The 13,152-nt window shown below is 64.6% G+C and carries 13 protein-coding genes; all 13 read right to left on the reverse strand.

Features of this window, described 5'->3' with window-relative positions; translation table 11 throughout:
* Positions 1–35: 35 nt before the first annotated feature.
* A complete protein-coding gene (locus tag AC1DIX_RS14775) occupies positions 36–911 on the reverse strand; it encodes a DNA-3-methyladenine glycosylase 2 (RefSeq protein ID WP_477325296.1) in 876 nt (291 codons plus the stop codon).
* Entirely contained in the window at positions 908–1,816 is a 909-nt protein-coding gene (locus tag AC1DIX_RS14780; protein ID WP_477325298.1) for a DMT family transporter, read from the reverse strand. Before AC1DIX_RS14780 ends, AC1DIX_RS14775 begins: the two co-directional genes overlap by 4 nt.
* A 156-nt stretch (positions 1,817–1,972) precedes the next feature.
* Entirely contained in the window at positions 1,973–3,049 is a 1,077-nt protein-coding gene (locus tag AC1DIX_RS14785; RefSeq protein ID WP_477325300.1) for a M48 family metallopeptidase, read from the reverse strand.
* A gap of 18 nt (positions 3,050–3,067) precedes the next feature.
* A complete protein-coding gene (dut, locus tag AC1DIX_RS14790; protein WP_477252933.1) occupies positions 3,068–3,517 on the reverse strand; it encodes a dUTP diphosphatase in 450 nt (149 codons plus the stop codon).
* Between the two features lie 39 nt (positions 3,518–3,556).
* On the reverse strand, positions 3,557–4,774 hold the full coding sequence (coaBC, locus tag AC1DIX_RS14795) for a bifunctional phosphopantothenoylcysteine decarboxylase/phosphopantothenate--cysteine ligase CoaBC (protein WP_442123441.1): 1,218 nt from the start codon (positions 4,772–4,774) through the stop codon (positions 3,557–3,559).
* Positions 4,775–4,790: 16 nt separating this feature from the next.
* Positions 4,791–5,315: a signal peptidase II gene (lspA, locus tag AC1DIX_RS14800; protein ID WP_442123382.1), complete on the reverse strand. Its 525-nt coding sequence runs from the start codon at positions 5,313–5,315 to the stop codon at positions 4,791–4,793.
* Positions 5,316–5,391: 76 nt separating this feature from the next.
* Complete coding sequence (ileS, locus tag AC1DIX_RS14805; protein WP_477325302.1) at positions 5,392–8,283, reverse strand: isoleucine--tRNA ligase; 2,892 nt, start codon at positions 8,281–8,283, stop codon at positions 5,392–5,394.
* 89 nt (positions 8,284–8,372) lie between these two features.
* Complete coding sequence (locus tag AC1DIX_RS14810; protein ID WP_477325304.1) at positions 8,373–9,344, reverse strand: bifunctional riboflavin kinase/FAD synthetase; 972 nt, start codon at positions 9,342–9,344, stop codon at positions 8,373–8,375.
* A gap of 159 nt (positions 9,345–9,503) precedes the next feature.
* Positions 9,504–10,733 (reverse strand): tetratricopeptide repeat protein, encoded by a 1,230-nt coding sequence (locus AC1DIX_RS14815; protein ID WP_477252927.1) that lies wholly within the window; start codon positions 10,731–10,733, stop codon positions 9,504–9,506.
* 70 nt (positions 10,734–10,803) lie between these two features.
* Entirely contained in the window at positions 10,804–11,235 is a 432-nt protein-coding gene (locus AC1DIX_RS14820; protein ID WP_442123386.1) for an ExbD/TolR family protein, read from the reverse strand.
* 65 nt (positions 11,236–11,300) lie between these two features.
* Complete coding sequence (locus AC1DIX_RS14825) at positions 11,301–11,729, reverse strand: ExbD/TolR family protein (RefSeq protein ID WP_442123387.1); 429 nt, start codon at positions 11,727–11,729, stop codon at positions 11,301–11,303.
* Positions 11,730–11,732: 3 nt separating this feature from the next.
* Positions 11,733–12,650: a MotA/TolQ/ExbB proton channel family protein gene (locus AC1DIX_RS14830; protein ID WP_442123388.1), complete on the reverse strand. Its 918-nt coding sequence runs from the start codon at positions 12,648–12,650 to the stop codon at positions 11,733–11,735.
* Between the two features lie 86 nt (positions 12,651–12,736).
* A partial coding sequence (locus tag AC1DIX_RS14835; RefSeq protein ID WP_477325307.1) for an energy transducer TonB occupies positions 12,737–13,152 on the reverse strand: 416 nt, incomplete at its 5' end.

Raw genomic sequence — 13,152 nt, forward strand, 5'->3', positions numbered from 1 at the left:
ATCAGTCTCACCAGGCGGGATGCCGCCGCCTTGTGTTAGCTCAGGCTCGCCCACAGGTGGGCCGCGGCCATGGTGCGATGCGGGCGGCAGTTGGCGAGAAAGGCCGCGGCTTCCGCCAGGTTCGGGCGTTCCGCCGTGCCGAGCAGGCGGGCGATGGCGGTCCGCACGGCAACGTCGCCTTCGAGCGAGCAATCGGCAAAGCCATAGCCGCGCAGCAGGCCGTAATTCACGGTCCAGGGACCGATGCCCTTTACCGCCAGCAGGCGCTCGCCGACCTCGTGCAGATCGGCATCGCGGTCCAGGGGAAGCAGTCCGTCGGCCAGCAGGCGCGCCAGCCGCAGCAGGGTCTCGGCCTTGGCGCGCGAGAACTTGCGGCTGGTGAGCTGGTCGAGGTCGAGGCGGGCCGCATCCTCCGCGTCAGGATAGCACCACAGGCCGTCCGGGTGCGCGCAGCCGGCCAGCGAGATGAAGGTGCGGCGCAGGGAGATCGCGAACGCCAGGTTGATCTGCTGGCCGATGACGGCCCAGCTCAGGGCTTCGAAGACGCTGGCCGACTGGATCACGCGCAGCCCGTGCTCACGCGCCACCAGCGGCGCGAACAGGGGATCGTCCGCTACCTGCGCCTCGAACGGAGCGGGATCGATGCGCAGGCCCAGCACGTTGAGCAGCATGCCCTCCACCTGGGCCGGCAGCCGGGCGGCATCGATGTCGACCGTGCACAGGGCCCGGTCCGGATGCGTGCCCAGGTCGATGCCGAGCACCGCCGGCACGCCGTCGACCATCACGCCCTTTCGGATGGTGCGGGCGTCGATGCGCTCGGCCAGGCCTTCGGCGTCACGGCCGTGGAAGGTGAAGACGTCCTGCCGGCGGTAGTCCGGCGGCAGCGCGATGGCCAGTTCGAAGCGGCTCATTTACCTGCTGCCGGTGCAGTGGAGCGCCGCTCCGCGCCGCGGCCGAAGCGCGGCACGAAGCCCGTCACCAGGGCGGTGCCGAGCAGCACGATGGCGGAGCCGGCGATGGTGTACCAGCCGATGGTCTCGCCGAGGAAGAGGGCGCCCCACAGGATGCCGAATACCGGGTTCAGGAAGGTGACCGTCAGGGCCGACGTGGTGCCGACTTCCTCGATCAGGCGGAAGTAGAGGATGTAGGCGATGCCGCTGCACAGCACGCCCAGCGCCACGACCGCGCCGACGATGCCTGGTGTCGGCGTGCCCGTCATCGGGAAGAAGGGCAGGGCCGGCAGCACCATCAGGCTCGAGGTCCACATGGTGCCGTGGGCGTTGGCGAAGGGTTCGACGCTCTTCGCCGAGCGCGCATACTGGCTGGCGATGCCGTAGCTCAGCGCGGCCACGAGGGCGGCGGCCACGGCCAGGCCGGCGCCCGGCTTGCTGGAGACATGATCGAAGCCGACCAGCAGGGCCACGCCCGCCGTTCCCAGCAGCAGGCCGAGGGCGGTGCGCAGGCCGATCGCATGGCGGGTCCAGATCGCGCCGACGATCGCGCCCCACATCGGCGCGGTGGCGTTCAGCACCGACAGCACCGATGCCGACAGGGTGCGCGCGCCGAACGCGAACAGCAGGAAGGGCAGGGCGGAATTGAAGAAGCCGAGGATGAAGAAATGTTTCCAGTTGGCGCGCAGGTCGAGGCGCTTCTTCAGCACGAAGCCGACCGCGGCCAGGAACAGGGCGGCGAACAACACGCGGAACTCGATCAGTACCGCCGGCCCCAGCACGGGGGCGCTGATGCGCATGAAGAGGAAGGAGCCGCCCCAGATGGCGGCAAGGGAGATGAGGCGCAGCAGGTTGGCGGTGTTCATTGCGTTATTCCGTGTGAAGCGTCAGGCATGATGGCCTGATGCGGCGCCGAAGGCTCTCCGTTTCTTGCTGCCGAATTGGAAAGTGCGGCGGGGAACTGGCAATGATACAAAAAATGCTGGGCAGCTGCTGACGGCCCGGGAATGACGGTTACAGGCTTACGGCACCAAGGCCTTCTTCGCCGCCTTCTTGGCCTTGATTTCCGCCTGCGCCTTCTCGATCGCCGCCAGGCGTGCCGCGATGGCCGGGTGGTTGGCGCTGTAGCCGTTCAGCACCGTGGCCGGATGCGTTTCGTTCAGGCGCTTCCAGAAATTGTCGGCGTTGTCGATGCCGTAGCCGGCGCGGGCGGCCAGGTAGAGGCTGAGGCGGTCGGCGGCGGCATCCATCTCGGGCGGCATGGCCTTGACGCCGCCGCTGCCGATCAGCATCGAAGTGTCCGGCGTGACGCTCTTGAGGTTGTCGATGATGCTGCCGATGGTCGACACGTTGCGCTGGGCGGCGGCGTGGCCGAGCATGTTGTGGGCCATGGTCTTGGCCAGCACGTAGGCCAGTTCCTCGTCGTTGCGCGTGAAGTTGATCATGCCGCGCGTGACCAGCACGCGCGAGCCGTCGGCATAGGCGTTGACGTTGTCGGCGTTGCCCAGTTCGATCGCGAAGGCGCAGGCGCGCGTGACCGGAATCGAGAGCTGGCGCTCGCTGTCGTGGCGTTCCACCGTCATCGGCAGCGTGGCCTGGGAAGCGATGATCTTGCCGAAGATGCTGCCGGCCTGGCTCAGCGCGTGCTGGCCGGTGGGCAGCGGCTTGCCGCCGGCGGAGAGCAGCACGTCGCCGGTCTGCAGGCCGGCCTTGGCGGCGCCGCTGCCGGCCAGCACGCTGGTCACCTGCAGGCGTTCGTCCATGCCGAAGGCGACATGCGCGGCCTCGTTGTAGTCGCCCGGGTAGGACCAGCGGTTCTTGGCGGTAAAGCCGAGCAGGGCCCTGGCCTGGCCCTTGCACAGTTCGGCGTTCTGGATGAGGAGGGGAGCGGCCACCTTGTACAGGCGATTTTGCAGGTCCGCCATCTTGGTCAGGGTGTCGGCGGCGGCGGCCATCTGCGGGTTCAGTACAGGCGCCTCGGGCGTGCGTTCGACGACGCGCGGTACCGTTCCTGGCTGCTGCGGTGCCTGGGTGGCGCAGCCGGTCAACAGCAGGGCGATGGATGTGGCGAATGCAGCCGCGAAGCGATTGGCGCTCATGTGCTCCTCATGTCTGGTTTATTGTTTGCCGGTGCTGCCGAATCCTCCGGCGCCCCGGTCGCTCGATGCGAACTCCTCCACGACGTTGAAACCAACCTGAACGACGGGAACCACGACCAGCTGCGCAAGCCTGTCCATCGGCTGCAGCGTGAACGTGGACTGGCCCCGGTTCCAGGTCGATACCATCAGCTGGCCCTGGTAATCGGAGTCGATCAAGCCTACCAGATTGCCGAGAACGATGCCGTTCTTATGGCCGAGGCCACTGCGCGGCAGGATCATTGCCGCATGGCCCGGGTCGGCGATGTGGATGGCGAGGCCGGTCGGCACCAGCACCGTCTGGCCCGGTTCGAGCACGAGCGGCGCATCGATGCAGGCGCGCAGGTCCAGGCCCGCGCTGCCGCCGGTGGCGTAGGCGGGCAGGAAGTCCTTCATGCGCGGGTCGAGAATCTTGAGGTCGATCTGTTTCATGGAGAGTGATGCGTGGAGCGTGAAGCGTTGATGGGTGGATCAGGTAAGCAGCGACCGCTGTTCGAGGCGCTTGGCGATTTCCGAGACCAGCTGGCGCGCCAGCTGCAGCTTGCCCGCCTGTGGCAGCACGGTGTGGCCGCTGTCGTCGAACAGGACGATGGCATTCTCATCCTGCCCGAAGGTATGGTGGCCGATATTGCCGACCAACAAAGGGATGCCTTTCTTCTCGCGCTTGGCGGCGCCGTATTCGATCAGGTTTTCCGACTCGGCGGCAAAGCCGACGCAGTAGGGCCAGCCGCTCAGCGAGGTGGTGGCGGCGACGGTCGCGAGGATGTCCGGATTCTGCGCGAACTGCAGCTCCGGCGTGCCGCTGCCGTCCTTCTTGATCTTCTGCGCGCTGGCATTCTCGACGCGCCAGTCTGCCACCGCGGCCACGCCGACGAAGATGTGCTGGCCGGCGATGCCCGCCATGACGGCGTCCAGCATCTGCCGGGCGCTCTGCACGTCGATGCGGCGCACGCCGTGCGGCGTGTCGAGCGCGGTCGGACCCGATACCAGGGTCACCTCGGCGCCGGCTTCGCGCGCGGCGCGCGCCACCGCATAGCCCATCTTGCCGGACGACAGATTGGTGATGCCGCGCACCGGGTCGATCGCCTCGTAGGTCGGACCGGCCGTGATCAGCACGCGCTTGCCCGCCAGGACCTTGGGCTGGAACGAGGCCACCAGCTCTTCCAGCAGCTCGTGCGGCTCCAGCATGCGGCCCATGCCGGTCTCGCCGCAGGCCTGGGAGCCGGCGGCCGGACCAAAGATCTGCACGCCGTCTTCGCGCAGCTGCGCGACGTTGCGCTGGGTCGCCGGCTTTTCCCACATCTCGACGTTCATGGCCGGCGCCACCAGCAGCGGCACCTGGTGCGGGCGCGCCAGGCACAGGGTCGACAGCAGGTCGTCGGTGGCGCCGTGGGCCAGCTTGAACAGGAAGTCGGCCGAGCAGGGCGCGACCAGGATCGCATCGGCGTCGCGTGTCAGGTCGATGTGGGCCATGTTGTTGGGGACGCGGCCGTCCCACTGGTCGGTGTAGACGGTGCGGCCGGACAGGGCCTGCATCGTCACCGGACCGATGAAGTGGGTGGCGGCATCGGTCATCACGACCTGCACGCTCGCGCCTTCCTTGGCCAGGGCGCGGCACAGTTCCGCGGCCTTGTAGCAGGCCACGCCGCCGGACAGGCCGAGGACGATCTTCTTGCCCTTCAGGTCCATGCTCATGGGAAGCTCCTTAGTGCTTGTTCACCCGGCGCAGTTCGTCGAAGATGAACAGGACCGCACCGATGGTGATCGCGCTGTCGGCGATGTTAAAGGCCGGGAAGTGGCCRACGCCGGACAGGTGGAAATCGAGGAAGTCGATCACGTGGCCGTAGGCCAGGCGGTCGATCAGGTTGCCCAGCGCGCCGCCCATGATCAGGGCCAGGGCCCAGCAGAACATGCGCTGGCCGGCGTGTTTGCGCAGCAGGTAGATGATGAATACCACGGCGGCGATGGCGATGCCGGCGAAGAAGTACTTCTGCCAGCCGCCCTGGTTGGACAGGAAGCTGAAGGCGGCGCCCGGGTTATACGCCAGCACCAGGTTGAAGAAGCTGGTGATCGGCTTCTCTTCGCCGTGCATGAAGGTGCGGGTGATGGTGATCTTGCTGATCTGGTCGAGCAGGATCACGATGAAGGCAATGCCAATCCAGGGCGCGAGGCTGGCGCCGGAGCTGGATTTGACAGCGGTGAAGCTTGGTTTGGTTTTTTTTGTGGCCATGGCTTGGACGATGAGGGAGGGGGTGCCCGCCCGCGCGGCCCTGTCGGACCGCATGCGGGCGGCGGCTTCTCAATGCTTAGGCAAAGCGGCGCTGCTCACCGCTGCCGAACAGATTGCTCGTGCAGCGGCCGCACAGGCCCGGATGCGCATGGTCGTGGCCGACGTCGCGGCGGTAGTGCCAGCAGCGCTCGCACTTTTCCGCTTCGGACGGGGTCACGGTCACCGCTTCCTGGGCCGCGTCCTCGACCTTCTCGACGCCCGCCTGCGAGGTGATGAAGACGAACTTCAGGTCGTCTTCCAGGCTGGCCAGCGCGTCGTACTTCTCGCCGGCGGCCTTGAGCGCCAGTTCCGCCTGCAGCGAGGAGCCGATCGCGCCGGATGCGCGCACTTCCTCGAGCTGCTTCGTGACGTCGGCACGCACCGCGCGCAGCAGGGCGTACTTGGCCACCAGGGCGTCGCGGCCGGCGATCTCCGGGAAGTTCCAGAGGGTCTGGGTAAAGATCGTCTCGTCGCTTTCCGCATAGGCTTTCTCGCCGGCGAACACGGCCCAGGCTTCCTCGGTGGTGAAGGACAGGATCGGCGCCATGATGCGCAGCAGGGCGTGCGCGATATGCCACAGCGCGGTCTGCGCCGAACGGCGGGAGAGCGAGTCGACGCCGGTCGTGTACAGGCGGTCCTTCAGGATGTCGAGGTAGAAGCCACCCAGGTCTTCCGAGCAGAAGTTCTGCAGGCGGGCGACCACCGGGTGGAACTCGTAGCGTTCGAAATGGGCTGCGATGTCGGCTTGCAGCTTCTCGGTCTCGGCCAGCGCGTAGCGGTCGATCTCCAGCATCTCGGCCACTGGCACGGCGTTCCTGGCCGGATCGAAGTCCGAGGTGTTCGCCAGCAGGAAGCGCAGGGTGTTGCGGATGCGGCGGTAGGACTCGGTCACGCGCTTGAGGATCTCTTCGCCGATCGACAGCTCGCCGGTATAGTCGGTCGAGGCCACCCACAGGCGCAGGATGTCGGCGCCCAGCGTATCCGAGATCTTCTGCGGCGCCAGCGTGTTACCCAGCGACTTCGACATCTTCTTGCCGTTTTCGTCGACGGTGAAACCGTGGGTCAGCAGCGCCTTGTACGGCGGACGGCCGTTCAGCATCGACGAGGTCAGCAGCGAGGAGTGGAACCAGCCGCGGTGCTGGTCCGAGCCTTCCAGGTAGAGGTCGGCCGGGAAGGCCAGCTGTTCCTTGTGCGAGCCGCGCAGCACGGTCTGGTGGGTGGTGCCGGAATCGAACCAGACGTCCAGGGTGTCGCGGTTCTTCTCAAAGATCTCGGCGTCATCGCCCAGCAGCTCGCGCGGGTCGAGCTGGTGCCAGGCGTCGATGCCGTTCGCTTCGATCAGCTTGGCCACCTGCTCCAGCAGTTCCGGGGTGCGCGGGTGCAGCGCGCCGGTCTCCTTGTGGATGAAGAAGGCCATCGGCACGCCCCACTGGCGCTGGCGCGACAGGGTCCAGTCCGGACGGTTGGCGATCATGCCGTGCAGGCGCGCCTGGCCCCAGTCCGGGAAGAATTTGGTGGCGTCGATGCCGGCCAGCGCGGTCTCGCGCAGGGTCGGGCCGCCGTCCGCAGGTAGAACGTCCATGCCGGCGAACCACTGGCTGGTGGCGCGGTAGACGATCGGGGTCTTGTGGCGCCAGCAGTGCATGTAGCTGTGGTCGAACATCTTCAGCTCGAACAGGGCGCGCGCTTCGGTCAGGGCGGAGCAGATCGGTTTGCTGGCTTCCCAGATCGTCATGCCGCCGAACAGCGGCAGGGTCGAGGCGAAGCGGCCGTCGCCCATCACCGGTTTCAGGATTTCGTCATCCTTCATGCCGTGCGCCTTGCAGGACTGGAAGTCTTCCAGGCCGTAGGCCGGGGCCGAGTGGACCACGCCGGTGCCGCTGTCGGTGGTGACGTAATCGGCCAGGTAGACCGGCGAAGTGCGGTCGTAGAAGGGATCGGCCTTGTGCAACGGGTGCTTGAAGCGGATGCCTTCCAGCTTGGCGCCTTCGGTGGTCGCGACGATCTCGCCTTCCAGCTTGTAGCGCTGCAGGACGGATTCCGCCAGGTCTTTCGCGATGATCAGCAGGACCGGCTTGCCGTCCTTCTCGGTCTTCACCAGCGCATACGTCACTTCCGGGTGCACGTTCAGCGCCTGGTTCGACGGGATGGTCCACGGGGTGGTGGTCCAGATCACGATGAAGCCGTCGCCTGCCGGCAGTTCGGCCAGGCCGAAAGCGGCGGCCAGCTTTTGCGGTTCCGCGAACGGGAAGCCGACGTCGATCGCCGGATCGCGCTTGTCCTGGTATTCCACCTCTGCCTCGGCCAGCGCCGAGCCGCAGTCGAAGCACCAGTTCACCGGCTTCAGGCCGCGGTAGACGTAACCCTTTTCCAGCAGCGTGCCGAGGGCGCGCAGTTCGTCGGCCTCGTTACCGTAGGCCATGGTCATGTAGGGATTGTCCCATTCGCCCAGCACGCCCAGGCGGATGAAGCCGGCGCGCTGGCGGTCGATCTGCTCGAGGGCGTAGGCGCGGGCTTTCTGAAGAACTTCGGCAGTCGGTAGATTTTTGCCGTACAGTTTTTCGATCTGGATCTCGATCGGCATGCCGTGGCAGTCCCAGCCCGGCACATAGGGCGCGTCGAAACCGGCCATGGTGCGCGATTTGACGACCATGTCCTTCAGGATCTTGTTGACGGCGTGGCCCAGGTGGATGTCACCGTTGGCGTAGGGCGGACCGTCGTGCAGCACGAACTTCGGACGGCCGGCAGCCGCCTTGCGGACGCGCTCGTAAATCTTTTTCTCTTGCCATTGCTTGACCCAGCCCGGTTCGCGCTTGGCGAGGTCGCCGCGCATCGGGAAGGCGGTATCGGTCATGTTGACCGGATATTTGCTGTCGGGCTTGTTGCCCCCTTGTTTGGCGCCTTTCGGGCCGTTCTTCGTATCGGACATAGGATTTTTCTAAAGTGGACTGCTGTTGTGCGTGAAGCGTGTAGAGCGGACCACGCCGCGTCAGGCGGCATGGCCGGGGTCGTTCACGTTCAAATTCGGTCGGTGGCGGTGAGGGCAGCGCGGCGCTGGGCGAACCAGGCCCGTGCCTGCTGGGCGTCACGGTCGATTGCCGCGGTCAGGGTCGGCAGGTCGACGTATTTTTCTTCGTCGCGCAGTTTCTTCAGGAATTCGACGCGCACCAGCTTGCCGTAGCAGGGCTGGTTCCAGTCGAACACATGGACTTCGAGCAGCATGCGGCCCGCATCCTCGACGGTCGGGCGCACGCCCAGGCTGGCGACGGCCGGCAGCGGCTGATCCGCCAGGCCATGTACCTGCACCACGAAGATGCCGGCCAGGGCCGGGCGGTGGGCGACACGCAGGTTCAGGGTCGGGAAGCCCAGCGTACGGCCGAGCTTGGCGCCATGGATCACGTGGCCGGACATCGAATAGGGATGGCCGAGCAGGGCGCGGGTGGCGTCGAAATCGCCGGCCGCCAGCGCGGCGCGCACGGCCGAGGACGAGATCCGGGTGGCGTCGTGCAGCACGGCGGGCAGGCTGTGCACCTCGAAGCCGTATTCCTTGCCGGCTTCAAGCAACTGGGCGACATTGCCGGCGCGGCGGGCGCCGTAGCAGAAGTCCTCGCCGACCATCAGCCACTTCACGTGCAGGCCTTCGACCAGCACCTTTTCCGTGAATTCCCTCGGTGACATCGAGGCGAAGTGCTCATTGAAATGCTCGACGATGACGCGGTCGACGCCTGCCTCGGATAGCGATTCCAGCTTGTCGCGCAGGTTGGCGATGCGGGCCGGCGCCTTCGACAGGTCGTTTGCCCGGCGGGCGAAATATTCGCGCGGATGCGGCTCGAAGGTCATCACGGCGGATTCCAGTCCAAGGCGCCGTGCGGCCGCGGTCACGTGCGCCAACAACGCCTGATGTCCGCGGTGGACACCGTCGAAGTTGCCGATCGTGAGTGCGCAAGGGGCGCGCGCCCTGTCGTTGGGAAGTCCGCGAAATACCTTCATTGGATGATTCGTGCTCCGAGGCGAAATACCAGATTATACGGCAAAGGACATGTTGCACAGCGCAATGCCCTCAATGCCCTATATGACCATGGGAAAGAAAAAAGCGCCGCCTGCAGGGCAGGGCGGCGCTTTTCAGCGATGCGGGAAGAAAGTCGGGGCTCAGGCCGCCGGCTTGTTGATCGCCATGATGAAGTAACGGGCCAGGTCGGCCGTGCCATCCTTGCCGCCCACGGTTTTGAACGTGTTGATGGCCTGCTGCTTCTTGCCGGCGGCAGCATAGGCCTCGCCCAGGTGCAGCTTGGCATCTTCCGGATACTTCAGCTTGCCCGACTTGATGGCGGCTTCCATCATTTTCAGGCCCTTGTCGGCCTGGCCGGCCTGCACCAGGGCGTAGCCCAGGGCCAGCAGGCCGTCCTCGTCGCCCAGCTTGGTCAGGTCGGCTTCGGTGGTGGCCAGGTTCTTGTTCTGCTCTGCCAGGTTCTTCTCGGCCAGGTCCTTCAGGCGCTGGTGACGATCGGCATCCGGACCCGTGCCCAGGGCGCCGGCCTTGTAGCCCTTGTCGACGACCTTCACGGCTTCAGCCGGCGCTTTCGATTGCAGAACGAGCTGGGCCATTTCCATGAACTCGCTCGGCTTCTTCATCAGGTTGTTGGCCAGTTTCAGGCGGTAGACGTCCACCGACAGGCGGCTCGCGAAGCCCGGCTTGCTCTGCACGCGGTTCAGCAGGTCGGTCCAGTACTGGGCTTTCGGATAGTTGGCTGCCAGTTTTTCGATGGTGTTGACGTAGCCGGCCTTGTCGTTCTTCTTGAGCTGGATGTTGGCCAGCATGCCCAGCTGGTCTTCGCTCAGCGAACCACGCTTCTCGGCGGCGCGCAGCTCGTTTTCCAGCGCGGCGACGTTGCCCTGCTTGTAGTAGTTCTGCAGCAGGTAGGCGCGTAGTTTCGGATCGTCACGCTCTTTCAGCTGCTTCTCGATCGCGGCATTCGCCTTGTTCAGGTCGCCGGCACGCATGTAGATGCCGATCAGGCCTTCGGAAACCTGCGATTTTTGGGCGGCGGACAGCTTGCCGGAGGCGAGCAGGGTCTCGGAGGCCTTGGCGGCGGTGTCGTAGTCACCGGCCTGCACGGCGGCGCCGAGACGGGTCATTTCGATCAGATAGGTTTCGTTGGCGGATTTGCCGCTGACGCTGTCGAGCTGGCGCAGTGTCGCCAGAGCTTCCTTGTTCTTGCCCGACTTCATCTGTTGCTGGGCTTGCTGCAGCGGTTTGCCGATTTCCGGACGGACCGTTTCGGCGGCGTAAGCCGGAGCCAGGCCAACCACGGGAGCGGCAGCGGTGAATCCGAGTGCGGCCAGTGCGAGGCCGAGATGTGCGAGGCGGAACTTGGACATTGTTAGATTTCTTCCTTCAAAATAGACACGGCAGGGAATCCCTGCCGTGTTCATTATAGCCAAAGTGACTTTACTGGAACTGTTCGTTACCGACCATACCGATCTTGGTAACGCCCAGGCGCTGCGCCGTCGCCATGACGCCAGCAACCGCCTTGTACTCAACCAGCTTGTTCGGACGCAGATGCACTTCCGGCTGGTTAGGCATTGCAGCGATGCTGTTCATCTTGGCTTCCAGAGTTGCACGATCAGGAATCGCTTGGCCATCCCAGAGGATGGTGCCGTCGAAGTCCACGTCGATCGTGACCACTTGCGGTTTTTCCGTCTGCGGCGGCGGGGTGCCAACCGGCATGTTCAGATTGACCGAGTGGTTTTGCTTCGGAATCGTGATGATCATCATAACGATGAGAACGAGCAGGACGTCGATCAGCGGCGTCATGTTCATTTCCATCATTGCTTCCGGCTCTGCGTTCCTGGCGGAGCCGCCACCTACGTTCATACCCATGGTGTTTCCTTTCAAATGTCGGGGCACGGCGGTGGCGCCGGGCTAGCCCGGCGCCACCGAGGGGTTTAGCCCTTGTCAGGCGGTTCGATGATGAAACCGACCTTCTGTACCCCAGCACGCTGTGCCGTATAGATCACCCGGCCGATCGCTTCGTAGCGGGTGGTCTGGTCGCCGCGAATCTTGACTGCAGGCTGCGGCACCTTCACCGACTGTTCCGCGAAGAACTTGAACAGTTCATCCGTGTTAGCGATGTGTTTCTGATTCCAGTACATCTCGCCTTCGGAGGTCACAGTGATGTTGATGTCTTCCGGCTTGGTCTTGGTGACCTGGTTCGCTTCAATCGGCAGGTGGACATTCTTCAACTTCAGGACCACCGGGCTGGTGACAAGGAAGATGATCAGGAGAACCAACATGATGTCGACGAGCGGCGTCGTGTTGATCTCTGACATCACGGTATCTTCATCTCCGGAATCGGAGCCGACACTCATTGCCATAATTTATCCCACTTTCTTGGCGCTCGCTGCCGCGCGACCAGCTTCCGAGGTCGACATTGCGCCCGAGATCAGGACCGAGTGAACGTCGGCGCTGAACGAACGGATGTCTTCCATGGCTGCCTTGTTGCGGCGAACCAGCCAGTTGTAACCCAGAACTGCCGGAACTGCGACGAACAGACCGAATGCAGTCATGATCAGTGCTTCACCGACCGGACCTGCAACCTTGTCGATCGAGGCGTTACCCGACATACCGATAGCGGTCAGTGCGTTGTAGATGCCCCAGACGGTACCGAACAGACCGATGAACGGCGAGGTCGAACCGACGGTTGCCAGGAACGACAGGCCATCCTGCAGACGCGACTGGACTTTGTCCACGGCGCGCTGGATCTGCATGGTCACCCAGGTCGACAGGTCGATCTGCTCGAGCAGGGCGCCGTCGTGGTGCTGGGTTGCCTTGGTGCCGGTTTCAGCGATGAAGCGGAACGGCGAGCCATCCTTCAGTTGTGCCGAGCCGGCAGCGATCGACGGAGCTTTCCAGAACTTCTGGGTGGTTTCCTTCGACTGACGCATCACTTTGGCCTGGTCCAGCAGCTTGGTGATGATGATGTACCACGAACCGATCGACATCAGCGACAGGATGATGATGGTGCCCTTGTTGACGAAGTCGCCTTCTGCCCACATTTTTGCGGGACCGTACGGGTTCTCGACCTTTTCCTTGGTGCCTTCGGCGGCCGGAGCGGCAGCCGGAGCTGCTGCGTCGGCAGCCGGAGCTGCTGCGTCGGCGGCCGGTGCGCTTGCCGCCGGAGCTGCGGCGCCTGCTGGTGCGTCAGCGAAGGCCGGTGCAGACACCAGGGCCGATGCTGCCGTTACCGAGAACAGGACTGCCGCCAGGAGAGCGGACAAACGGGTATTCTTAAACATGCTTCCTCCAAAAATTTAAAATGAACAGTTCGCTGAACAAATGACAACGAAATTTAAAACTTGAGACTTTCTTACGAGCGTCTCTCTTATTCAAGCGTCCAGACGTACTGCACCGGCTGCCATGCTTGCACGGGCACGCCATTCTCCGTTGCTGCCTTGAAGCGGCACTTACCCAGAGCTGCCTGAGCTGCCTTGTCCAGGTCACGGAAGCCGCTCGACTTCGTGATCTTGGAATCCATCACCCGACCGTCGGCACCGATCAGGAACGAAATAGTGGAGATACCAGTTTCCTCGTTACGCAGCGACGATTTCGGGTATTCCGGCTTCGCGCAGGTATTGAAGTCGGCCACTGCCTCGGTACGGCTCGGACCCTTGGACGGCGGAGCCGAAGGAGCCGGGTTTGCCGGAGGAGCGGGCGGAGCCAGGTCCCGGGACGGCGGAGGCGTGTTGGTCGCAGCCGAGATGGTGTTCTGCGGCGGCGGCGGTTGCTGCACCTGCACCT

This window comes from Massilia sp. 05N420 (genome assembly GCF_056397205.1).

Excerpts from the sequence above, each read along its gene's own strand:
- AC1DIX_RS14775 (WP_477325296.1), bottom strand. The coding sequence starts at position 911 with ATGAGCCGCTTCGAACTGGCCATCGCGCTGCCGCCGGACTACCGCCGG.
- AC1DIX_RS14810 (WP_477325304.1), bottom strand. The coding sequence starts at position 9,344 with ATGAAGGTATTTCGCGGACTTCCCAACGACAGGGCGCGCGCCCCTTGC.
- coaBC (WP_442123441.1), bottom strand. The coding sequence starts at position 4,774 with ATGGACCTGAAGGGCAAGAAGATCGTCCTCGGCCTGTCCGGCGGCGTG.
- AC1DIX_RS14780 (WP_477325298.1), bottom strand. The coding sequence starts at position 1,816 with ATGAACACCGCCAACCTGCTGCGCCTCATCTCCCTTGCCGCCATCTGG.
- AC1DIX_RS14785 (WP_477325300.1), bottom strand. The coding sequence starts at position 3,049 with ATGAGCGCCAATCGCTTCGCGGCTGCATTCGCCACATCCATCGCCCTG.
- ileS (WP_477325302.1), bottom strand. The coding sequence starts at position 8,283 with ATGTCCGATACGAAGAACGGCCCGAAAGGCGCCAAACAAGGGGGCAAC.
- AC1DIX_RS14815 (WP_477252927.1), bottom strand. The coding sequence starts at position 10,733 with ATGTCCAAGTTCCGCCTCGCACATCTCGGCCTCGCACTGGCCGCACTC.
- AC1DIX_RS14820 (WP_442123386.1), bottom strand. The coding sequence starts at position 11,235 with ATGGGTATGAACGTAGGTGGCGGCTCCGCCAGGAACGCAGAGCCGGAA.
- AC1DIX_RS14825 (WP_442123387.1), bottom strand. The coding sequence starts at position 11,729 with ATGGCAATGAGTGTCGGCTCCGATTCCGGAGATGAAGATACCGTGATG.
- dut (WP_477252933.1), bottom strand. The coding sequence starts at position 3,517 with ATGAAACAGATCGACCTCAAGATTCTCGACCCGCGCATGAAGGACTTC.
- AC1DIX_RS14830 (WP_442123388.1), bottom strand. The coding sequence starts at position 12,650 with ATGTTTAAGAATACCCGTTTGTCCGCTCTCCTGGCGGCAGTCCTGTTC.